Raw genomic sequence first — 20,732 nt, 5'->3', positions numbered from 1 at the left:
TGGCGTCACCCTCGGCCTTCAGCGCGACCGTGAGCTTCGCCTCCGCGGTCTCCTTGTCCTTCTTGGCGTTGTCCCGGTGCATCTTCGCCGCGTCGGCGGCGGCCTTGGCCTGCAACTCGGCCGTCTCGGCGGCCTTCTTGCGGAACTCCGCCTTCGACTGCGCGGCCTGCGCCAGGGCGCGCTGGGCGATCGTCGCACTGTCACCAGCGGCGGCGCGGGTGGCCGCCTCGGCCGTCTCACCGGCCTTCTCCAGCGCCGTCAGCGCGGCGGCCGCACCCTTGGTGACCTGGTCCTTCTGCTGACCCACCAGCAGACCACGCCCTCGGGGCGCGCCGTTGGCGTCCGCGATGCTGTAGGCGGCCTGGATCGCCTTGTCCGAGGCGGTCGCGGCCTTCTGTGCGGCGGTCAGCTGCGTCTTCAGGGCGGCGAGCTGCTTCTTCGCGGCAGCCTGCGCGGCGGCGACACCGGCCGTGGCCTTGGTGAACTGAGCCTTGTCCGGATAGCCGAGCTTGCCGTCGCCGGTGTGTCCCTTGGGGACGAGCCGGAACTTCTGCGCGGCGGAGCCGTTGCAGGTCGACTGCACGGCGTCCTTGCTGTTGTCGAACGTCGGCAGGTGCACGCACTTGCCGGTGCCGGCGTTCCGCAGCTCGCCCGCCGAGCGGACGTCGAACGTCCACTGCTGGGCCTTGGCACTGCCGCAGTCCCGGATCTGGATCTTCGTGCCGTCGGCGCTGCTGCCGTTCAGCACTTCCAGGCACTTCGCCGAGTTGACGTTCAGCAGGGTGTAGCCGCCGTCGTAGGAACCCCAGATCTTCCACTGCTGCGCGCTGCTGCCGTTGCAGGTGTAGATCTGCACCGGCGTGCCGTTGGTCTTGCCGGCGCCCTGCACGTCCAGGCACTTGCCGGAGGCGCCCGGCACCTGGATCTCCAGCGGGGCGTCACCGATCCAGCCGATGCCGCCGGCGCTCCAGTAGTCCTGCCAGCGGGTGAGGTGGTCGGCGATCCAGGACTGGCCGAGCAGGTCGCCCATCGCCTCGGCGCCCTTGGCGAGTGCGGTGGTGGCGTCGCGATCGGCGTCGAGGATCTGGTTGCGCTGGCCGGCCTGGGAGGCGATCTCCTGCTGCCACTCCTGGGCGGCGGTGTCCTCCGCCGTGCGAAGGGTCTTGTTCGGGTCGATGGGGTCCCGCCAGGCGCAGGTGGCGAACCGCGTCTTGAGATCTTCGACCGCGATCCGGTACTCCGTGCTGTCCGGCTCCGGCGCGGTCCGCGGCCAGCCGCCCGCGGCGAGGAAGATGCGGGCGTTGTCGGCGCCGGCGCGCTCCGTGGCGAAGCCGTGCAGCCACTGGAACGCGTCGCGTTCGTTCAGCGCGCGGTTCCACTCGTCGCGGGGCAGGCCCGGGTCGGGATTCTTGCCGTAGAGCGGAGCGCCCAGGTCGTCGACGGCCTTGAGGGTCTTCTCGTCGGCCTGCGGGGTCGGGTCGTAGAAGTCGAACTTCTGTGTCCAGTCGGGGTTGCCGACCCATCTGCCCAGGCCGGTCTGGTCGTAGAAGTCGCCGCCCTCGTGGACGCCGGGGGCCCAGTGGAACCCGGTTACGGTGAACCCGCCGGGGGTCGCCAGACCGTCGAGCGGCTTCTCCCAGGCGGCCTTGCTCGAGTCCCGGCGCTTCGAGGCAGCACTGGAGTCGCTGCGGTCCTGGTCGTAGGCGTGGTGCAGCGGGCCGTCGAACGACTCGTCGAGGGCCGCCAGTTCGCGCAGCTTCTCCGGGGTCTGGTTCAGAGCGTTCTGGGCGAAGCTGTACATGCCTGGACCGCCCAGACGCAGCGCGTCCCCCATCAGGCACTGGTCCAGGCGCAGTTGCTCGTCGGACGTGGTCTCGTACCAGTCGTCCGGCCGGTCGCTGGAGCGGGTGGCGGCCGTATCGGAGAGTTGTGCCGCGAGGGCGGGTTGTACGCCGAGCGAGGTCAGCAGCGCGACAGCGCTCAGGAGGATGACGCTGCGGGTGAAGGGTCTGGGCGGGCCTGGCCGCGGGCTCAGGAACATCGTTGATCTGGAACGCAAGAGCTGTGTCCCTCCATCGTGTGAGGACGGGACCGTGAAGTGGCCACGAACACAGGGCGGGACGGGGCGCTGCTGAACGTCGCTCAGCAGCGTCCCGTCGGCGCTGAGTTCACGCATGCGTCGGCCCCTCGGCCTGACGGCATGCGGAAGCCACCCCTCCCCGTGAGTGACGGTGTTCCCCCGGTCACTGAGTGAACTGTGAGGACGGAATGGTCAGGTTCCGACCTCATAGGGGAGACACGATAGGCATGCACGCATCAAATCGCACATGAGTTCTTTTCTGTGACGTGTGCGACTGGCGGGAAATCGCCTTGGCTTCGAGGCCGGTGGGCGGCGTGCGCCGGGTGGCGCGAGGAGTGCGCTCCAAGGATTTCCTGTGGTCCTCCCGTGAAGGATTGGTGTGGCGTCGTGCGGGGGCTTGCGGTGAAGTCGGCCGATTCTCGTTGCCCGGCTCGGGTGGCCGTGGCCCACCACGGCGTTCGTTCCGCCGTAGGAATTTCCGATTTCGGGCACGCTTCGGCTCTTTTCGGCGGGCGTCGGCCCTTAGGCTGCCGGGCATGTGCGGAATCGTTGGATACGTGGGGTCTCAGTCGGCGCTCGATGTCGTGATGGCCGGGCTGAAGCGGCTGGAGTACCGGGGGTACGACTCGGCCGGTGTCGCCGTGCTCGCGGGTGGCGGTCTTGCCGCGGCCAAGCGGGCCGGGAAGCTGGTCAATCTGGAGAAGGAACTGGCCGAGCGGCCGCTGCCGGCCGGTGTGACGGGCATCGGGCACACCCGCTGGGCCACGCACGGCGGTCCGACGGACGCCAACGCCCACCCCCATCTCGACAACGCGGGGCGCGTCGCCGTCGTGCACAACGGGATCATCGAGAACTTCGCCCTGCTGCGCGCGGAGTTGGCCGAGCGCGGGCACGACCTCGTCTCGGAGACCGACACCGAGGTCGTCGCCCATCTGCTGGCCGAGGAGTTCGCCGGCTGCGCCGATCTGGCGGAGGCGATGCGGCTGGTGTGCCGGCGGCTGGAGGGCGCGTTCACCCTGGTCGCCGTGCACGCGGACGTGCCGGACGTGGTCGTCGGCGCGCGGCGCAACTCGCCGCTCGTGGTGGGCGTGGGAGAGGGCGAGGCCTTTCTCGCCTCGGACGTCGCCGCGTTCATCGCCCACACCCGGTCGGCGATCGAGCTGGGCCAGGACCAGGTGGTGGAGCTGCGCCGGGAAGGCGTGACCGTGACCGGCTTCGACGGCCGTCCGGCGGAGGTGCGTTCCTATCACGTCGACTGGGACGCGTCGGCCGCGGAGAAGGGGGGCTACGACTACTTCATGCTCAAGGAGATCGCCGAGCAGCCCAAGGCGGTCGCCGACACGCTCCTGGGCCGCATCGACGCCTCCGGCTCGCTGACCCTGGACGAGGTGCGGATCTCCCCGCGCGTGCTGCGGGAGATCGACAAGGTCGTCGTCGTGGCCTGCGGTACGGCCTTCCACGCCGGGATGATCGCGAAGTACGCCATCGAGCACTGGACCCGCATCCCCTGCGAGGTGGAGCTGGCCAGCGAGTTCCGCTACCGGGACCCGATCCTGGACTCCCGGTCCCTGGTCATCGCCATCTCCCAGTCCGGCGAGACCATGGACACCCTGATGGCCCTGCGGCACGCCCGCGAGCAGGGCTCCAGGGTGCTGGCCATCTGCAACACCAACGGCTCCACGATCCCGCGCGAGTCCGACGCGGTGCTGTACACCCACGCCGGGCCCGAGGTCGCCGTCGCCTCAACGAAGGCCTTCCTCACCCAGCTCGTCGCCTGCTACCTCGTCGCCCTCTACCTGGGCCAGGTGCGCGGCACCAAGTGGGCCGACGAGATCCGGACCGTCGTGCGCGACCTGGCGAAGATCTCCGGCGACGTCGAGCGCGTCCTGGAGACCATGGAGCCGGTACGGGAGCTGGCGCGCACCCTCGTGGACAAGAAGACGGTGCTGTTCCTCGGGCGGCACGTGGGGTACCCGGTGGCGCTGGAGGGGGCGCTGAAGCTCAAGGAACTCGCCTATATGCACGCCGAGGGCTTCGCCGCGGGCGAGCTGAAGCACGGGCCGATCGCCCTGATCGAGGAGGACCTGCCGGTCGTGGTGGTCGTGCCGTCACCGCGCGGCCGCTCCGTCCTGCACGACAAGATCGTGTCCAACATCCAGGAGATCCGCGCCCGGGGCGCCCGCACGATCGTGATCGCGGAGGAGGGTGACGAGGCGGTGGTGCCGTACGCCGACCATCTGATCCGCATCCCTGCCACGCCGACCCTGCTCCAGCCCCTCGTGGCCACGGTCCCGCTCCAGGTCTTCGCCTGCGAACTGGCCACCGCCCGGGGCAACGAGGTGGACCAGCCGCGCAATCTGGCGAAGTCGGTGACCGTCGAGTGACCCGGCTCTAGCGTTCCGGTGAACGACGCGAGGCTCCGGCCGGGGTGGTGGCAACCGCCCCGGCCGGAGCCTTTGTGCCGTGCGCGGCGAAGCGGTCGGCGAAGCGCCGGGGAAGCGGCGGGAAAGTTCGTGCGATGCGGGGCGAGAACCGTACAGAAGAGCGAAGCCGCTGTCGTACGCTCTGCCTGCACACAGCAACTACCCGAGAGAAAGCGCTGCTTGCCATGGCCGAGAGACCGTCCGAGGAGTCCCGTGCCGACGACTCCGGATCGAGCTCCATATCTGACGACGAGTGGGCGAAGTTCGTACAGGAAAGCGAACGCGGGATACCCGACTCGGCGCCCAAGGAGCCCTCTGCGCGGGCGCGCATGGTCACCGAACGGCTCCGGCAGCAGGAGGCGCGCGGCGAGCTGCCCGAGGGCTGGCGGACCGGTCCGGCCTGGCAGGAGATGAACGGGCGGGCGACCCGACGGCGGCGGCTGTGGGGCATTCTGGGCGTGCCGATCGCCATCGTCGTGGCGGTGGTCGCGGTACGGCCCTCGTTGATACCCGGTGACCCCTTCCACGCGGACCGGTCCGCCGCCGCCGCTCCCAAGCAGCTGCCGCCGGAGACCGCGGCGCCGACCGGGGCTCCGGAGTCGGTGGCCCCCGACATGCCCACGGTGGACCGGCCGTTCGCGGGGTCCCCGGCGCTCGCCTGGGCCGACGGCGAGGCCGGCATCGTCCTGCCGGAGGCGAAGCCCGTCGGGTCCTGGTCCAAGGCGCAGGTGGCGCAGTTGCTGCGGCAGACCAAGACGTTCCTGGTCGACGGGAGCCTCAACCCGGCCACCCTGCGCGGCCACCGCCCCGCCGCCGCGCTCGGCGTGCTCGATCCCCGGCAGCCCGAACTGCTCGACCTGCTCAACACCTCGCTGCTCAAGCCGGACAAGAAGCACGACCCGCTGCGGATGTTCAGCCGGTTCGACCCCGACGAGGTGCGGGTGGTCGGCCAAGTGGTGAAGACCCGCGGGCGGATGACGTTCAAGGCGGGCGCCCAGGGTTCCGTCGTCGTGCACGCCGACTACGACTTCGTCTACCCGCTCGCGCACATCGACAAGAAGAAGACCGACGTGGCCCGGACCATCGTGCGGCGCGTGCTCGACTTCGAATTCCTCGACCCGGCCCGCTACCGGACCACCACCGGGAAGGTCAGCGTCAAGAGCTACGACGAGCAGGCGGGCAACTCGGCCTGCGACGTCTACGACGGCTACTTCCACCCCATGTTCCCGACGGACGACGCCCCCGCGGGCGCGACCCCGACCGGGCCGGCGACCGATCCGTACGACCGCAGCCGGAACCTCGACGATGACCGCAGCGAGGGCTGCGGGGTCGTGTCCCGCACCTGACGTTGTCACGCGCCTGACGGTGTCCCGAAGCTGACGGGGCGTCGAGGCCGGCCGTCGGCTGCCGGTGCGCCGTCCCGCCGCGGTCAGCGGCGAGGTGATCTCGATGCGGCCGGACCGCCGCCGGTTCTGCCGGCCGCCGCGGGGGCGGGGCGCTGCCGGTGGCGGGAGGCCGGCTGGCGTGGCGGCCGGGTCAGCGTGACCTGACGGACCAGCTGCTGGAAGCAGGCGAGGGACGCGACGGCCGGCAGGGCGGCCGCGGAGATGCCGATGAAGGTCCGGTCGGCCTCGGCCACGCAGAGCATCATCGCGAGGCAGGAGAACAGCAGGACGACGAACCACGAGTGCATGGCGCGGCGCCGGTGCAGGGCGGTACGCAGGATGGAGAGCGAGCCCACCATCCAGGGGCCGTAGATCAGCAGGGGCCACCAGGTCAGGGCGCCGCCGCCCGTCGCGGCGGCGATGTGGCGCAGGGGCGCGTACGCCACCATGCCGCCGAACACGCTCACCATCGACACGATGACCGCGGCGAACGCGGCGATCGAGAAGCTGACGGTCTGGAACCACGTGAAGCGGGGACTGCGGACCCGCACCTTGCGGTGTCCGGCGGACGTGTGCCGGATGGGTGGCAGCTCGGCCGTGATCCTGGCCAGGTTCTCCAACGGGTCGCCGGTGAAGCCGCGGTCGGGCGAGGCCTCGCTGCGCGGCGGCGGCACGGCGGCCGTATGGTCCGCCGCCACTGCGTCCTGCAGGAGGTAGGTGAGTTCCTCGACCGGGTCCCAGCTCTCCTCCGGGTAGGCCGCAGGGTGCAGAGTGTCGGCGCTGCCCCCGTGCCAGCCGCCGGCCAGGCCGGGCGGATAGGCGTCGGGGTGCCACTCGTGCCGGGCGAAGGAGAGATCCGGGTATTCGTCGGTCACGGCAGCTCCACCACGCTGGGCGCCGGTCGTTCACCGGCCGATGTCCCGGAGCGGGGCAGATCAAAAAACCTTGCTTTCGTCACATTCCACTAACGCGCCCTCGCTCCGCCGGATGTGCGGCAATGGAGTGAGGTTGATCGACAAAGGGTTTGCGGGGGCGCTCTTCATGACACAGGAGCGCTTCTTCACGACAGGCGTGTGCCGGATGCGCCGCCCGGGCCGACGATCGGATTCTCCGCCGAGTCCCCGGGCGGCCCCGGCGGTGGGCCGGGTGCGCACCCGAGCGGCGGTCCGGCGGCGGACCGGGTGCGCACCCGACGGGCGGCTCAGCGGCGTCTGCGCCGGCGTGAGCGGTAGATCAGCCAGGTCACCAGCAGCAGCGGCAGGGCCATCACCCAGACGCCGAGCACCGCGTCCGAATCGGGGTTCGCGGCGCCCAGCTCGCCGACGGTGACCACGGTGGACAGCAGGCTCCAGATCAAGGTGGGCACGCCGACCAGCCAGAGGCCGAGGGTCCAGGCCCAGGTGGAGCGGCCGCTGCCCGTGGACTGCGGGGCGGCCTGCCGTTCGCGGGGCCGGGGTATCTGCTGCGGGTCGCGGGCCGGCAGCGGGACCACCGCGGCCGTGGGGACGGACGCGTCGACCGCCGCGATCCGCTCCGGCGTCACACCCCGGTACAGGGTCGGCTCGACGGACACGCAGAAGCCGTCCGTACCGGTGAGGCTGCGGGCGCCGTCGGGACGGGTGGTCATGACCGCGCAGGCGTCGTACCGGACGGTGACCGGGCCGCCGGGGGTGGCGAGGCTGACGCCCTCGTTGCCGATGACCAGGGTGACCCGGTCGTCCTCCAGGGACTGGTGGCGGGTGCCGACGACGGCTGCCTGCGAGTACTGCGGGGCGGACTCGAAGCCCGCCCAGTCGGCGCCCCGGCCGGGTACCTGGAGGAGCCCGGTGGACCAGGCCTCCCGGGCCACCTCGCGCAGATCGGCGAGCGTGACTGCGTTCAGCTCGGCGCGGTGCTGCTCGGGGGAGAGGAGGCGGTGGCCGAGCAGGAGGTTGAGCGCGTACGACGGAAGGGAGGAGGCGCCGAGGTCGGGACTGTCGTACCGCTTGAGGATCCTGCCCCGTGCCGAGTCCAGTTCGGACTGCTCGATACGGCCCGCGCGCAGCCGCGCCAGGGTGTCGACGAAGCCGCCGACCACGGCGTCCTGCTTCTTCGGCAGTGCGTCGGCGTACGCGGTGAGGGTCGCGTGGTCGGCGTCGCGCGGGGTGTAGTCGGCCTCCGCCGAGTACGAGTAGCCGCCCTCCTGGCGCAGGTCCTGGAAGAGGGCCCGGCCCAGCACGTCCGCGAAGACGGAGGCCGCGGTGGAGCGGCGCAGGACGGACGTGAAGACCACATGGCCGTCGTCGCCGTGGATGTACGCGGGGGTCACCGGCAGCGCGCTGGTCGCCGCCGGGGCCGGGAAGCGGGTGCCGGCGGGCAGCGTGAGGTCCAGCCCGGCCGGCACGCTGTCGCTGGTCAGCCACAGCACCGCGTTGTCGCGGGTGAAGCGGGTCTCGGCCCAGTGCCGGACCTGGTCGGCCGTCAGACCCCAGGTGCCCAGCTCGCTGTAGCTGGTCAGGCCGTAGCTCTGGGCGCCGTAGCGCCACAGCGGCAGCTGGGAGCCGGGGCCGCCGCTGCGGCCCGCCGCCTCGGTGCGCAGGATCTCCTTCTCCGTCTCCAGCCGGGCGAGCGGCAGATCGCGCAGGGCCGCGCAGACGCTGTTGAGGTACGCGACCACCTCGTCCTCGCTGCCGGTGACGTGGAAGAGGGTGTACGTGTTCGCCGTCGCGCCGTTGTAGTGCAGGTCGGACAGACCCAGGCGGTGCAGGGCGAGATGCTCGACGAGATGGGTGATCCCGGCGGTGGCCAGGGTCTCGTCGGCGCGGCCCACCCGGAAGAAGAGACCGGCGGTGATCTCGCCGGGGCGCGGGGCGTAGAGGGTGCGGACGCCCTGGGTGGTGGTGTGGGATATCAGGCCGTCGAGGGCGGAGAGATCGGTGCCGGTGCCGGTGCCGGTGTAGGTGCCGGTGTGGGCGGAGCTCGTGCCGCTGTCGGTGTGCGGTTGCGTGGTCATGTGCGGTCTCCCCTCAGAGCGTCGCCAGCGCGGACTTGCGGAACTTGGTGAACTGGTTGCGCCAGTCCGGCAGGTAGTCCCACGGGGACTTCGCGACCGTGTTGCCCAGCGCGGCGAAGTGCGGTGCCGCGTCCTCGAAGTGGCCGCCGAGCGAGAAGGCCATCGCGAACGTGCTGTGCGCGCCGACCGTGTTCCAGTCGGGCCGGTGGTCGCGGTGCAGCACGGACACCTGGGCGGCGAACCGCAGGTCGTCGCGGACCGGAAGGCCCCTGAGGTACGCGGTGTCGGCGCCGCTGTCCAGGTCCAGCCAGTGCTCGATGTGAGCCTCCGCGACCAGGGCGGCGTTCACCGCGCCGTCGGGTGCCCGGGTCGCGCACTCCCTGGCGAAGCCGTGCGCGTCGTCCCAGGAACCGCTCCACTTGGGGCAGACCTGCTGGAGGAGCTGGAGCTGCGCGCGGTAGTGGTGGGGGTGGTGGCCGGAGAGCCGGTCGTAGCGGCGGCGGGCCTCGGCCTGCCCCAGTTCCAGACCGCGCGCGGTGATCAGCCGGGCCGTCCAGGCGGGGGCGTACGCGGGCTGCTCGGCGCACACCTCGATAAGGATCTGCTCGGCCTTGCGCAGCCAGGCGTGGAACCGGTCGAACTGGTCGCGTGAGACGTGCTTCGCGCGAGCGGCGCTGCGGATGCCCCAGCCGATGCCGATGTACCGCCTGGCCAGCAGGGTGCGCGGCAGCGGGTCGTGGGGCAGCTCGGCGACCGCGCGCTCCAGGAAGCCCTCGACGCCGTCGATGTCGGAGAGGAGCCCCGAGGCGTAGGAGACCTGGTCGGCGGAGTCGAGGCCGTTGAAGAAGGCCCGTACGGCGGGCCAGTCGCCGGCCTGTGCCGCGGGGCGCAGCGGGGCGACTCCGGGCAGGTAGTCGTACGGGTCGGTCACCAGGGACCAGGAGCCCCCGTACGTACCTCCGGGTGTCCCGTCCCTGCCGTTGCTGGAACTGCTCATTCCTCCGCCCCCTGGCGTCGCCGTCCGGAGCGCGCCGACTGGCCCCCCGGCGCGCGCTGTCGTGCATGGTGTGAGTGATACGGGTGGTGCCACACCGGTCACGTGCGTGACGCATGACGTGTCATGCGTGATGTGTGATGGGTGTGGCTTGTGTGACTGATGTGATCAAGTTGCCGCAGGCTAGCAGCCCGCTGTGACAGTCCGCCGACCGAGGATCGCCGGCCGTAGGGTGCTCGGCATGAGCATCATCGGGGTCGGTATCGACGTGGCCGAGATCGACCGGTTCGCGGCGTCGCTGGAGCGCACGCCCGGACTGGCACAACGGCTGTTCCTTGAGCGGGAACTGCTGCTTCCCAGCGGGGCGCGCAGGGGCATCGCCTCGCTCGCGGCGCGGTTTGCGGCGAAGGAGGCGCTGGCCAAGGCGCTGGGCGCGCCGGCCGGTCTGCTCTGGACGGACGCCGAGGTGTTCGTCGAGGACAGCGGGCAGCCCCGGCTGCGGGTGACGGGCACGGTGGCGGCCCGTGCGGCGGAACTCGGGGTGCGCTCCTGGCACGTGTCCCTCAGTCACGACGCCGGGGTGGCCTCGGCGGTGGTCGTGGCGGAGGGGTGACCGGGAGCCTGCCGGGGGCCCGAGGGAGGGTCGGAACCTGCGGGGTGCGGGTGCCGTAGGGAAGACTCGGACCCATGCGTACTGCGTACAGCGTGAAGACGGTGAGGGCTGCCGAACGGGAGCTGATGGCGCGGCTGCCGGAGGGCGCGCTGATGCAGCGTGCCGCCGCCGGACTGGCCGCCGCCTGCGCGGACTTGGCCGGGCGGGTCTACGGCACCCGGGTCGTGCTGCTGGTCGGCAGCGGCGACAACGGCGGCGACGCCCTGTACGCCGGGGCCCGGCTGGCCCGGCGCGGCGCGGGTGTCACGGCGGTGCTGCTGGCCCCGGAGCGCACCCACGCGGGCGGCCTCGCCGCGCTGCGCCGGGCGGGTGGCGTGACGGTCGCCCCGGACGCGGCCGAGGCGCCGATCCGCCGGGCGGCTCTCGTCGTCGACGGCATCGTGGGCATCGGGGGCGCCGGCGGCCTGCGTCCGGAGGCGGCGGCGCTGGCCACGCTCGTCGAGGAGTCCCGGGCGGCCGTCGTCGCCGTCGACCTGCCCAGCGGGGTGGAGGCGGACACCGGGGAGGTGCGGGGCGCCGCCGTGCGCGCCGACCTGACGGTGACCTTCGGGACGCACAAGCCGGGACTGCTGATCGACCCGGCGCGCGAGTACGCCGGGACCGTGCGGTTCGTGGACATCGGGCTCGGGCCCGAACTGCCCGCCGAGCCGGAGCTGGAGGCGTTGCAGCACGCGGACGTGGCCGCGCTGCTGCCGCTGCCCGGCCCGGAGAGCGACAAGTACCGGCGCGGTGTCGTCGGCATCGCCGCCGGGTCGGCGCGCTACCCGGGAGCCGCGGTGCTGGCCGTGGCCGGGGCGCTGCGCGGCGGGGCCGGGGCGGTGCGGTACGTGGGGCCCGCCGGGGACTCCGTCATCGCACGGTTCCCGGAGACCCTGGTGTCGGACCGGGGGCCCGGGAACGCCGGGCGCGTCCAGGCGTGGGTCGTCGGACCGGGGGCCGGGGACGACGCGGACGCCGTGGCGGAGGTGCTGGCGACGGACGTGCCGGTGCTGCTGGACGCCGACGGGCTGCGGCTGGCCGACCCCGGGGCGGTACGGGCGCGTACGGCACCGACCCTGCTGACCCCGCACGCCGGGGAGGCCGCCGCGCTGCTCGGCGTGGCGCGGGAACAGGTCGAGGGTGCGCGGCTGGAGTCGGTGCGGGAACTGGCGGGGCGGTACGGGGCGACCGTGCTGCTGAAGGGTTCGACGACGCTGGTCGCGGGCCCCGGGGAACGGACCGTACGGGTGAATCCGACGGGCACGTCCTGGCTGGCCACGGCCGGGAGCGGGGACGTGCTGTCGGGGCTGGGCGGATCGCTGCTGGCGGCGGGGCTGAGCGCGGTCGACGCGGGGAGCGTGGCGGCGTATCTGCACGGGCTGGCGGGGCGGTTCGCCTCGGACGGGGCGCCGGCGGGGGCGCACGACGTGGCCGAGGCGATTCCGGGAGCCTGGCGGGACGTACGGGACTAGGGCCTGTCCGGCGGATCAAGTCGCAGGAAAGCCGCCGTGCCGTATTGCCGCAGACGGGCGTGCCACACCCCGCTTCTGCGGCGTGATCCGCCGGACAGGCCCCGGAGCGAGCGGGTCGGAAGCGCCTTGCCGTGCCTGCGCAGTGAAGCGCGCCGATGACTGCCGGAGTCCGGCATTGCCGCCCCGCGACGAGTGGCGGCAGCATGCGTGCGTCCTGGTCGTGACGTCTTGACGCCCGTCTTGTCGACGCCGGTCCTGACGCCTGTGTTCGTCGTACGGAGGAAGCCCTGTGGAATGGGTCGTCGGAATCGGCTTGGTCCTGGGCCTGCTGTTCATGGCCCTGGGAGTGGCTTCGATACGTACGGGGTGGACGCTGCCGTGGGCGCGCCGCCATGTCCGGCATCACCGTGTCTACGGAACCGGAGCACTCCTGATGGGCGCGTCCTGCGTGTCGCAGGGGCTGTTCTACTTCGGTGCGCTGCCGACGCCGTCCTGGGAGGTCCGCTTCTTCGCCGCGAACGCGCTCCTGATCACCGGAATCCTGCTGCTGGGAGCCGGTCAGCTGCCTGCTGCCCGGCGCAAGGGCTGAACGGGGGACCCGGCTGATCGGGGGACCCCGCCGCGCGCCACCCCCCCGTGCGGTCCCCCATCACGATTCGCTGATCGCATGATCAGCGTACGAATGCGAAGAATCCGGGGATTCGGGGGAGTCGGGGGAGTCCGAGGAGCCGGGGGAGCGCGAGGAGTCCGCGGAGCGCGGGCGGTGCGGGGGATCGGCGCTCTGCTCGCCGCCGTCGCCGTGCTTCCCGCCGGTGCCGTCGCCGCCCAGGCCGCGCCCCGGCCTCCCGCCACGCTTTCCGTCACCGGTCCCGTGCCCGCGCCCGGCCCCGCCGCCGGCCCCGAGAGCGAACTCGTGCCGGGGGTGCCGCCGGGGCCGTACCAGCCCTGGCAGATCGACACCCCCGACCAGATGCTGGCACCGAGGACGTACGTGCCAAGCGCCGCCGAGGACGCCGTAGAGCCGCGCGCCGCCGGGCGCGGGACCTACGCGCTGGTCGAGTACGTCCCGTTGGCCGACGCGGTCGCGGGCGTGACGTGCAGTTCCCGGACCGGGCCGTTCCAGCGGCAGGTCGAGCGCTGGCTGAAGCTGAAGGCGGACGGGAAGCAGTCGGCGGCCGACTGCCTGGCGATCCGGGCGTTCCAGGAGAAGGAGAAGATCAAGCCCGCCACCGGGTTCGCCGGGACCGTGACCTGGGCGCGGATGATGCTGAAGTCCGCGAGGAAGGACCCCAACGCGGCCGGGAAGTGCCCGGTGCGGACGTACCGGGTGGCCTGTGTCGACCTCGACCGGCAGCTGACGTGGGTGCAGAAGGGGGAGAAGGTGCTGTTCGGGCCCGTGCCGATGCGCAGCGGGCGGATCGGGCACCGGACACGGCCCGGATGGCACACGATCTACTGGCGGCACAAGAACCACGTGTCGACGATCTACCACACCCCCATGCCGTACTCCCAGTTCTTCGACGGCGGAGAGGCCTTCCACGCCGTGTACGGCAGCCTCTACACGACCGTCGGCTCCTGGGGCTGCGTGAATCTGACCCTGGGCGACGCGCGCACCCTGTGGGGCGTACTGAAGCTGAACGACCGCGTGTACGTGTGGGGGCACAGGCCGGCGCCTTAGCACTCCGGACCCGGGCCGGTGCCGTGGTCCCGCCCACCCGGGCCGGTGCCGAAGGGCCGCCGCACCCCTCTGAGACACTGGGGGCGCCATGAATGAGACAGCACCTTCGCCGACCGCCCCCCTGCGTGCCCGCGCCGAGATCGACCTGGCGGCCCTGCGGGCCAATGTGCGTACCCTGCGCGCCCTCGCGCCGGGCGCGGCCCTCATGGCCGTCGTGAAGTCCGACGCGTACGGCCACGGCGCGGTCCGCTGCGCCCGAGCGGCCCTCGACGCGGGAGCGACCTGGCTCGGCACGGCCACCCCCGAGGAGGCCCTGGCGCTGCGGGCCGCCGGCCTGCCGGGGCGGATCATGTGCTGGCTGTGGGCGCCCGGCGGGCCCTGGCAGCAGGCGATCGAGGCCGGCCTCGACGTCTCCGTCAGCGGGATGTGGGCGCTGCGGGAGGTCACACAGGCGGCGCGGGCGGCCGGTGTGCCCGCGCGGGTGCAGCTCAAGGCCGACACCGGGCTCGGCCGCAGCGGCTGCCAGCCCGGCGAGGACTGGGCCGAGCTGGTCGGCGCGGCCCTGGCGGCCGAGGCCGAGGGGCTGGTCCGGATCACCGGGCTCTGGTCGCACTTCGCCTGTGCCGACGAACCCGGGCACCCCTCCATCGCCGCGCAGCTCGGCCTCTTCCGGGAGATGCTGGCGTACGCGGAGGCGCGCGGGGTCCGCCCCGAGGTGCGGCACATCGCCAACTCGCCCGCCACGCTGACCCTGCCCGAGAGCCACTTCGACCTCGTGCGGACCGGGATCGCCGTGTACGGCATCTCGCCGAGCCCGGAACTCGGCACCCCCGCCGACCTCGGGCTGCGCCCGGTGATGACGCTGTCGGCGTCCCTCGCGCTGGTGAAGCGGGTCCCGGCCGGTCACGGGGTGAGCTACGGCCATCACTACGTCACCCCCGGTGAGACCACCCTCGGCCTGGTGCCCGTCGGCTACGCGGACGGCATCCCGCGGCACGCCTCCGGCAGCGGACCGGTCCTCGTCGACGGCAAGTGGCGCACGGCCGCCGGGCGGATCGCGATGGACCAGTTCGTCGTGGACCTCGGCGGCGACGAGCCCGAGCCGGGCTCCCGCGCGGTCCTCTTCGGCGCCGGCGACCGGGGCGAGCCCACCGCGGAGGACTGGGCCCAGGCCGCGGGCACCATCGCGTACGAGATCGTCACGCGCATCGGAACGCGCGTTCCTCGCGTCTATGTGAACGAGGAACCGGGGACAAGTACGACGACCACCACGACCACCACGACCACGGCCGACCCGGCGGGTACGGCGACGGCGGCCGGTCCGGCCGTCACGGCCGACACGGGGAAGAGGAGCGGTACGTGAGCGAGAGCAGTGCGGAGGCCGTCGCGAGCGCCACAGCGGCCGTCGCCTCCGCCGCGGCGGCGTCCGGCGGCTGGCGCAGGACGACCGGTCTCGCGGGTGCCGCGATAGGCGTGCTGGCCGCGGGCGCGGCCGCCGGCGTCGCCATCGAGCGGATGACCGTCGGACGCGGGATGCGCAGGCGGGCCCGGCTCGCACTGGACTCCACCGGCCCCTACGGCGCGCTGCGGGGCACCCCCGGCAAGGCGTACGCCGACGACGGCACCGAGCTCTACTACGAGGTCGACGACGTCGAGCCCGAGGGCGGCCCGGCACCCCGCAGGCGCCGGCTCTTCGGCCGCAAGGCCCCCCTCCCCGTCACCGTCGTCTTCAGCCACGGCTACTGCCTCAACCAGGACTCCTGGCACTTCCAGCGGGCGGCGCTGCGCGGTGTCGTACGGACCGTGCACTGGGACCAGCGCAGCCACGGCCGGTCCGGGCGCGGGGCGGCGCAGAACGGCGGCGGTGCGCCGGTCACCATCGACCAGCTGGGCCGGGACCTGAAGGCCGTCATCGACGCCGCCGCGCCGGACGGACCGATCGTGCTGGTCGGCCACTCCATGGGCGGGATGACGGTGATGGCGCTGGCGGCCCTGTACCCGGAGCTGATCCGCGACCGGGTGGTCGCCACGGCCCTGGTCGGTACGTCGTCGGGGCGGCTCGGCGAGGTCAACTTCGGGCTGCCCGTCGCCGGCGTCAACGCGGTGCGCCGGGTGCTCCCCGGTGTGCTGAAGGCGCTGGGGCAGCAGGCCGAGCTGGTGGAGAAGGGGCGCAGGGCGACGGCGGAGCTGTTCGCCGGGATCATCAAGCGGTATTCGTTCGCGTCCCGGGACGTGGATCCCGCGGTCGAGCGATTCGCCGAACGGATGATCGAGAGCACGCCGATCGACGTGGTCGCCGAGTTCTATCCGGCGTTCACCGACCACGACAAGACCGAGGCGCTCGGGCTGTTCAGGGACATGCCGGTCCTGGTGCTCGCCGGGGTCCGTGACCTGGTGACGCCCAGCGAGCACAGCGAGGCCATCGCCGGTCTGCTGCCGGACGCCGAACTCGTGCTCGTGCCGGACGCCGGGCACCTGGTGATGCTGGAACACCCGGAGGCGGTGACCGACCGCCTCGCCGACCTGCTCACCCGCGCCGGTGCCGTGCCTGCAGGGGCTACCGTGGGTGGCTATGGAAGCACCAGCAGCACCGCACAGCCCGGCTGACCTCGAACTGACCGTCACCTCGCCCGACCAGATGCGCGAACTGGGCCGCCGTCTGGCCAAGCTGCTGCGCGCGGGCGACCTGGTGATGCTCAGCGGCGAGCTCGGCGCGGGCAAGACCACGCTCGCCCGCGGGCTCGGCGAGGGCCTCGGCGTGCGCGGCGCCGTCACGTCCCCGACCTTCGTCATCGCCCGGGTGCACCCCTCGCTCGGCGACGGCCCTCCGCTCGTGCACGTCGACGCCTACCGGCTGGGCGGCGGGCTGGACGAGATGGAGGACCTCGACCTCGATGTCTCCCTGCCCGAGTCCGTGATCGTCGTGGAGTGGGGCGAGGGCAAGGTCGAGGAGCTGACCGACGAGCGGCTCCAGGTCCGTATCCACCGGGCCGTGGGCGACACGACCGACGAGGTGCGGCACGTGACCGTGACCGGCCTCGGGGAGCGCTGGGGCACGGTCGACCTGAGCGTTCTCGCGGCCTGAGACCGTCCAGGACGGGGTTCGCGCCGGCTGGGACGTTCGCATGAACGTTCCGACAACCCGTCGGCAAGATGTTGCGCCGGGTGCTCCGGGCGTGGTCACATGGTATCCAGTTCGTAGTTAGGTCTACCTAACCACGTCCGCCCCCGGCCTTCAGGAGGCGTCCATGCCGGCTACGGAACCCCAGGCGCAGCCCGCGCAGCGCGGGTCGGCCCTGCGCGGCCTGTCCCAGCGCGGACCGTCGACGAGCAGACCGTCGATGCGTGAGCTGCTGGCCTCGTGCGCGGCCGCGGACGCGATCTCCACCCCGCCCCGCGCGCCCGACGAACTGACGGAGGGCCGCCGCCGGGCCGCCTGACCGGCGTACGGTCGGTGGGCCGCCGCGAGATCGCCCGACCGGCGAACGGGCGTAGAGCGACCGCGAGACCGCGCGACCGGCGGAGAGCCGAAGCTCAGCGGATCACGACGACCTTCTGGCCGACCGTCGCGAACACCCACATCGCGTCGCCGTCCTTGCGGGACTCGCGGATGCCGCCCGTCTTCACGCTCGTGTCGGAGGGGTCCTCCGGGGGCTCCACGGCCGCGCTGAAGCCGATGACCACGTCGCCCGCGTCGGCGAAGCGCACGACGTGCTCGATGGGGGTGCCGTCCGTGCCGGTGACCGCCTTCGAGCGGGAGGTGACGAAGTAGGAACCCGGCAGCGGGTCGACGCTGCCCGGCCTGACCGCGAAGGTGCGCTCGACCCGGCCGCTCCCGCCGACCAGCCACACCCGGTCGTCGTCCACCGAGTACACGACCCGTTCACCCGTACCGGAGTTCTTCGGCAGCGCGGTGGGGTTGCTCCTGTCCCGGGGAGCCTTCGCGGCCGCCTTGGAGGGCGCGCCGACCGCGCCGGTGGCGTCGAAACCGGCCGGGACGGTCGACGAGGCCTGGTAGGCGAGGAAGGCGACCGCCGCCACGGCCGTCGCGGTCAGCCCGGCCACGATTCCCGCGCTGCTGCTTGCCACCGCTGCCACCTCTGCATCCGTACCGAGCGCCGTACGCCGTGCCTCCCGGCGACGTTAGCAGCCGGGTCCCGCCCGGCCCGGGCGTGCGAGCGCGCGGCCGGGGCCCGTGTCGGACCCCCGCGCGCTTCCCGCCGCACCCCGGCCCGGGCGTCCCGGTACCCCGGGCCGGGCATCCCCGGACCCGGGCCGGGGCCTTTTCCCGTACCCCGGGCCGGGCACAGCGCGTCCGGCAGGGGCCGCGGAGCCGTAGGCTGTTTGCGTGCTCTTGCTCGCTCTGGATACCGCCACCCCCGCCGTCACCGTCGCGCTGCACGACGGCACGGACGTCATCGCCTCGTCGAGCCAGGTCGACGCCCGCCGGCACGGCGAGCTGCTGCTGCCGGCCGTCGACCGTGTGCTCGCCGACGCCGGGCTGAAGCTCGACGCCGTCACCGCGGTCGTCGTCGGCACCGGACCCGGCCCCTACACCGGGCTGCGCGTCGGTCTGATGACCGCCGACACCTTCGGGCTCGCGCTCGGCGTCCCGGTGCACGGCCTGTGCACGCTGGACGGCCTCGCGTACGCCGCCGACATCGAGAAGGGCCCCTTCGTCGTGGCGACCGACGCCCGCCGCAAGGAGGTCTACTGGGCGACGTACGCCGACTCCCGCACCCGGCTGACCGGCCCCGCCGTGGACCGGCCCGCCGACATCGCCGACCAGGTGGCCGGGCTCCCGGCCGTGGGTGCGGGCGCGCTGCTCTACCCCGACACCTTCCCGGTCGCCCGCGAGCCCGAGCACGTCTCCGCCGCGGCCCTCGCCTCGCTGGCCGCCGAGAGACTGGCCGCGGGCGAGGAACTGCCCGAACCCCGGCCGCTGTACCTGCGCCGGCCCGACGCGCAGGTGCCCAAGAACTACAAGGTGGTCACCCCCAAGTGACCGAGCCCGTGACTCCTCGCCTGCGCGAGATGCGCTGGTGGGACATCGACCCCGTGCTGGAGCTGGAGAAGGAACTCTTCCCCGAGGACGCCTGGTCGCGGGGGATGTTCTGGTCCGAACTGGCCCATGCGCGCGGCCCCGGGGCGACCCGGCGGTACGTCCTGGCCGAGCACGAGGGCCGGGTCGTGGGCTACGCGGGCCTGGCCGCCTCCGGCGAGCTGGCGGATGTGCAGACCATCGCCGTCGCCCGTGACCATCAGGGCACCGGCCTCGGCTCCCGGCTGCTGACCGAACTGCTGCGGGCCGCGACCACCTTCGAGTGCGCCGAGGTCATGCTCGAATGCCGGGTCGACAACGTCAGCGCCCAGCGGCTCTACGAGCGTTTCGGCTTCGAGCCCATCGGCTTCCGCCGCGGCTACTACCAGCCGGGCAACGTCGACGCCCTGGTGATGCGCCTGACCATGAAATCCGGCAGCGGCTCCGCCGAGGGCTCCACCCCCGAACAAGGAACAGAGATCAATGGCTGACGAACCCCTGGTCCTGGGGATCGAGACCTCCTGCGACGAGACCGGCGTCGGCATCGTCCGCGGTACCACCCTGCTGGCCGACGCCATCGCGTCCAGCGTCGACGAGCACGCGCGCTTCGGCGGGGTCGTGCCGGAGGTGGCGTCCCGCGCGCACCTGGAGGCGATGGTGCCGACCATCGACCGCGCGCTGAAGGAGGCCGGGGTCTCCGCGCGCGACCTGGACGGCATCGCGGTCACCGCGGGACCCGGTCTGGCGGGTGCCCTGCTGGTCGGCGTCTCGGCGGCGAAGGCGTACGCCTACGCGCTCGGCAAGCCGCTGTACGGCGTCAACCACCTCGCCTCCCACATCTGCGTCGACCAGCTAGAGCACGGCGCGCTGCCGGAGCCGACGATGGCCCTGCTGGTCTCCGGCGGCCACTCCTCGCTGCTGCTGTCCACGGACATCACCTCCGACGTCCGCCCCATGGGCGCGACCATCGACGACGCGGCGGGCGAGGCCTTCGACAAGATCGCCCGGGTGCTGAACCTCGGCTTCCCCGGCGGCCCGGTCATCGACCGGTACGCCAAGGAGGGCGACCCGAGTGCCATCGCCTTCCCGCGCGGGCTGACCGGGCCGCGCGACCCGGCGTACGACTTCTCCTTCTCCGGACTGAAGACGGCCGTGGCCCGCTGGATCGAGGCCAGGCGGGCGGCGGGGGAGGAGGTGCCGGTGCGTGACGTGGCGGCGTCCTTCCAGGAGGCGGTCGTGGACGTGCTGACCCGCAAGGCCGTACGGGCCTGCAAGGACGAGGGCGTCGACCATCTGATGATCGGCGGCGGTGTCGCCGCCAACTCCCGGCTGCGGATCCTCGCCCAGGAGCGCTGCGAGGCGGCCGGGATCCGGCTGCGCGTGCCGCGCCCCAAGCTGTGCACCGACAACGGCGCGATGGTGGCCGCGCTCGGCGCGGAGATGGTCGCCCGGGGCCGGTCCGCGTCCGACTGGGATCTCTCGGCCGACTCCTCGCTGCCGGTGACGGACCCTCATGTACCGGGCCGCGAGCGGGAACACGGCCACGGCCACAGCCACAGCCACGATCATGTGCACGAGGTCAGCAAGGACAACCTCTACTCATGACCGTCGCGCTGATGTGGGAGGCGCGGGCGGCGAGCGGGCGCGGCGCCGAACTGCTCGCCTGGGCGCGGGAACAGCGGCTGCCCGGACGGCCGCCGCTGCGCCGGGAGACCTTCCACGCCCCCCAGGACCGTGTCCTCGTCATCACCTGGTGGGACGCGCCCCACGACGCCGACCTGCCCGAACTCCCCGAACCCGAGCCGGGTTTGGTCACCCGGGCGGTGCACCGCTGGCGGTTCGAGCAGGTGCCGGAGGCATGACGGCAGGGATGTCCCAGGGGGCCGAGCGGACCGGGTGAGTGTGCCGGTGTCCCGCGGGGGGACCGCCCCACCCCCCATTATGGAGAAAAGACCACTAGAAAAACATGAAGAAAAACCTAAATTCGATTTTGGTGTAGTGGTGGTTTTGTTTTT

19 protein-coding genes are annotated in these 20,732 nt (G+C 72.6%); 14 read left to right on the top strand and 5 right to left on the bottom strand.

Features of this window, described 5'->3' with window-relative positions; all coding sequences use genetic code 11:
* The coding region (locus ABT085_RS26040) for an RICIN domain-containing protein (protein WP_351612555.1) at positions 1 to 2,041 on the bottom strand (2,041 nt) is incomplete at its 3' end.
* A 575-nt stretch (positions 2,042 to 2,616) separates the two neighbouring features.
* On the opposite strand from ABT085_RS26040, the gene glmS reads away from it, so the two are divergent.
* Complete coding sequence (glmS, locus tag ABT085_RS26035) at positions 2,617 to 4,464, top strand: glutamine--fructose-6-phosphate transaminase (isomerizing) (RefSeq protein WP_351612550.1); 1,848 nt, start codon at positions 2,617 to 2,619, stop codon at positions 4,462 to 4,464.
* A gap of 224 nt (positions 4,465 to 4,688) precedes the next feature.
* A complete protein-coding gene (locus tag ABT085_RS26030; protein ID WP_351612547.1) occupies positions 4,689 to 5,849 on the top strand; it encodes a hypothetical protein in 1,161 nt (386 codons plus the stop codon).
* An 83-nt stretch (positions 5,850 to 5,932) separates the two neighbouring features.
* Here the strand turns inward: ABT085_RS26030 and ABT085_RS26025 are convergent, their stop codons facing one another.
* The 3 genes from ABT085_RS26025 to ABT085_RS26015 form a co-directional block, all read right to left on the bottom strand.
* Complete coding sequence (locus ABT085_RS26025; RefSeq protein WP_351612545.1) at positions 5,933 to 6,763, bottom strand: DUF2637 domain-containing protein; 831 nt, start codon at positions 6,761 to 6,763, stop codon at positions 5,933 to 5,935.
* Between the two features lie 326 nt (positions 6,764 to 7,089).
* On the bottom strand, positions 7,090 to 8,880 hold the full coding sequence (locus tag ABT085_RS26020) for a M16 family metallopeptidase (RefSeq protein ID WP_351612542.1): 1,791 nt from the start codon (positions 8,878 to 8,880) through the stop codon (positions 7,090 to 7,092).
* A 13-nt stretch (positions 8,881 to 8,893) separates the two neighbouring features.
* On the bottom strand, positions 8,894 to 9,877 hold the full coding sequence (locus ABT085_RS26015; protein WP_351612540.1) for a hypothetical protein: 984 nt from the start codon (positions 9,875 to 9,877) through the stop codon (positions 8,894 to 8,896).
* Positions 9,878 to 10,115: 238 nt separating this feature from the next.
* Between ABT085_RS26015 and ABT085_RS26010 the strand changes: the two genes are divergently transcribed.
* The 8 genes from ABT085_RS26010 (at position 10,116) to ABT085_RS25975 (ending at position 17,116) form a co-directional block, all read left to right on the top strand.
* Positions 10,116 to 10,487, top strand: a complete 372-nt coding sequence (locus ABT085_RS26010; RefSeq protein ID WP_152888049.1) for a holo-ACP synthase — start codon at positions 10,116 to 10,118, stop codon at positions 10,485 to 10,487.
* Positions 10,488 to 10,561: 74 nt separating this feature from the next.
* Complete coding sequence (locus ABT085_RS26005) at positions 10,562 to 11,998, top strand: NAD(P)H-hydrate dehydratase (protein WP_351612537.1); 1,437 nt, start codon at positions 10,562 to 10,564, stop codon at positions 11,996 to 11,998.
* Positions 11,999 to 12,287: 289 nt separating this feature from the next.
* The gene (locus ABT085_RS26000; protein WP_351612535.1) at positions 12,288 to 12,587 is read left to right on the top strand and encodes a hypothetical protein; all 300 of its coding nucleotides are present in this window, start codon (positions 12,288 to 12,290) and stop codon (positions 12,585 to 12,587) included.
* A gap of 174 nt (positions 12,588 to 12,761) precedes the next feature.
* Positions 12,762 to 13,676 carry a L,D-transpeptidase gene (locus ABT085_RS25995; RefSeq protein ID WP_351612532.1) on the top strand — a complete coding sequence of 305 codons (915 nt, stop codon included), beginning with the start codon at positions 12,762 to 12,764 and terminating at the stop codon, positions 13,674 to 13,676.
* 88 nt (positions 13,677 to 13,764) lie between these two features.
* A complete protein-coding gene (alr, locus tag ABT085_RS25990; RefSeq protein ID WP_351612529.1) occupies positions 13,765 to 15,039 on the top strand; it encodes an alanine racemase in 1,275 nt (424 codons plus the stop codon).
* On the top strand, positions 15,036 to 16,283 hold the full coding sequence (locus ABT085_RS25985) for an alpha/beta fold hydrolase (protein ID WP_351612526.1): 1,248 nt from the start codon (positions 15,036 to 15,038) through the stop codon (positions 16,281 to 16,283). The genes alr and ABT085_RS25985 overlap by 4 nt, the downstream gene beginning before the upstream one ends.
* On the top strand, positions 16,249 to 16,761 hold the full coding sequence (tsaE, locus tag ABT085_RS25980; protein ID WP_351612524.1) for a tRNA (adenosine(37)-N6)-threonylcarbamoyltransferase complex ATPase subunit type 1 TsaE: 513 nt from the start codon (positions 16,249 to 16,251) through the stop codon (positions 16,759 to 16,761). The genes ABT085_RS25985 and tsaE overlap by 35 nt, the downstream gene beginning before the upstream one ends.
* 163 nt (positions 16,762 to 16,924) lie before the next feature.
* Positions 16,925 to 17,116 carry a hypothetical protein gene (locus ABT085_RS25975; protein WP_351612521.1) on the top strand — a complete coding sequence of 64 codons (192 nt, stop codon included), beginning with the start codon at positions 16,925 to 16,927 and terminating at the stop codon, positions 17,114 to 17,116.
* Between the two features lie 94 nt (positions 17,117 to 17,210).
* Here ABT085_RS25975 and ABT085_RS25970 read toward each other — a convergent pair whose 3' ends face one another.
* Positions 17,211 to 17,765, bottom strand: coding sequence for a hypothetical protein (locus tag ABT085_RS25970; RefSeq protein ID WP_351612518.1), 555 nt, complete (start codon positions 17,763 to 17,765; stop codon positions 17,211 to 17,213).
* Between the two features lie 259 nt (positions 17,766 to 18,024).
* Between ABT085_RS25970 and tsaB the strand changes: the two genes are divergently transcribed.
* The 4 genes from tsaB to ABT085_RS25950 are packed head-to-tail and all read left to right on the top strand — an operon-like array spanning position 18,025 to position 20,579.
* The gene (tsaB, locus tag ABT085_RS25965; protein WP_351612515.1) at positions 18,025 to 18,681 is read left to right on the top strand and encodes a tRNA (adenosine(37)-N6)-threonylcarbamoyltransferase complex dimerization subunit type 1 TsaB; all 657 of its coding nucleotides are present in this window, start codon (positions 18,025 to 18,027) and stop codon (positions 18,679 to 18,681) included.
* Positions 18,678 to 19,208 (top strand): ribosomal protein S18-alanine N-acetyltransferase, encoded by a 531-nt coding sequence (rimI, locus tag ABT085_RS25960; protein WP_384722872.1) that lies wholly within the window; start codon positions 18,678 to 18,680, stop codon positions 19,206 to 19,208. Before tsaB ends, rimI begins: the two co-directional genes overlap by 4 nt.
* Entirely contained in the window at positions 19,201 to 20,322 is a 1,122-nt protein-coding gene (tsaD, locus tag ABT085_RS25955; RefSeq protein WP_351612512.1) for a tRNA (adenosine(37)-N6)-threonylcarbamoyltransferase complex transferase subunit TsaD, read from the top strand. The genes rimI and tsaD overlap by 8 nt, the downstream gene beginning before the upstream one ends.
* On the top strand, positions 20,319 to 20,579 hold the full coding sequence (locus ABT085_RS25950; protein WP_351612509.1) for a hypothetical protein: 261 nt from the start codon (positions 20,319 to 20,321) through the stop codon (positions 20,577 to 20,579). Before tsaD ends, ABT085_RS25950 begins: the two co-directional genes overlap by 4 nt.
* The last annotated feature ends 153 nt before the right edge of the window (positions 20,580 to 20,732 follow it).

The organism is Streptomyces sp. NPDC002265 (assembly GCF_040296125.1).
GTDB lineage: Bacteria > Actinomycetota > Actinomycetes > Streptomycetales > Streptomycetaceae > Streptomyces.
Note: the sequence above shows the minus strand (reverse complement) of the source record. Positions and strands in the feature narration are given on the sequence as shown.

Bases quoted from the DNA above. Each gene is read 5' to 3' on its own strand.
- ABT085_RS25950 (WP_351612509.1), top strand. From the start codon at position 20,319: ATGACCGTCGCGCTGATGTGGGAGGCGCGGGCGGCGAGCGGGCGCGGC.
- ABT085_RS25975 (WP_351612521.1), top strand. From the start codon at position 16,925: ATGCCGGCTACGGAACCCCAGGCGCAGCCCGCGCAGCGCGGGTCGGCC.
- tsaD (WP_351612512.1), top strand. From the start codon at position 19,201: ATGGCTGACGAACCCCTGGTCCTGGGGATCGAGACCTCCTGCGACGAG.
- ABT085_RS26020 (WP_351612542.1), bottom strand. From the start codon at position 8,880: ATGACCACGCAACCGCACACCGACAGCGGCACGAGCTCCGCCCACACC.
- glmS (WP_351612550.1), top strand. From the start codon at position 2,617: ATGTGCGGAATCGTTGGATACGTGGGGTCTCAGTCGGCGCTCGATGTC.
- tsaE (WP_351612524.1), top strand. From the start codon at position 16,249: ATGGAAGCACCAGCAGCACCGCACAGCCCGGCTGACCTCGAACTGACC.
- ABT085_RS26010 (WP_152888049.1), top strand. From the start codon at position 10,116: ATGAGCATCATCGGGGTCGGTATCGACGTGGCCGAGATCGACCGGTTC.
- ABT085_RS26030 (WP_351612547.1), top strand. From the start codon at position 4,689: ATGGCCGAGAGACCGTCCGAGGAGTCCCGTGCCGACGACTCCGGATCG.
- ABT085_RS26015 (WP_351612540.1), bottom strand. From the start codon at position 9,877: ATGAGCAGTTCCAGCAACGGCAGGGACGGGACACCCGGAGGTACGTAC.
- ABT085_RS26005 (WP_351612537.1), top strand. From the start codon at position 10,562: ATGCGTACTGCGTACAGCGTGAAGACGGTGAGGGCTGCCGAACGGGAG.
- alr (WP_351612529.1), top strand. From the start codon at position 13,765: ATGAATGAGACAGCACCTTCGCCGACCGCCCCCCTGCGTGCCCGCGCC.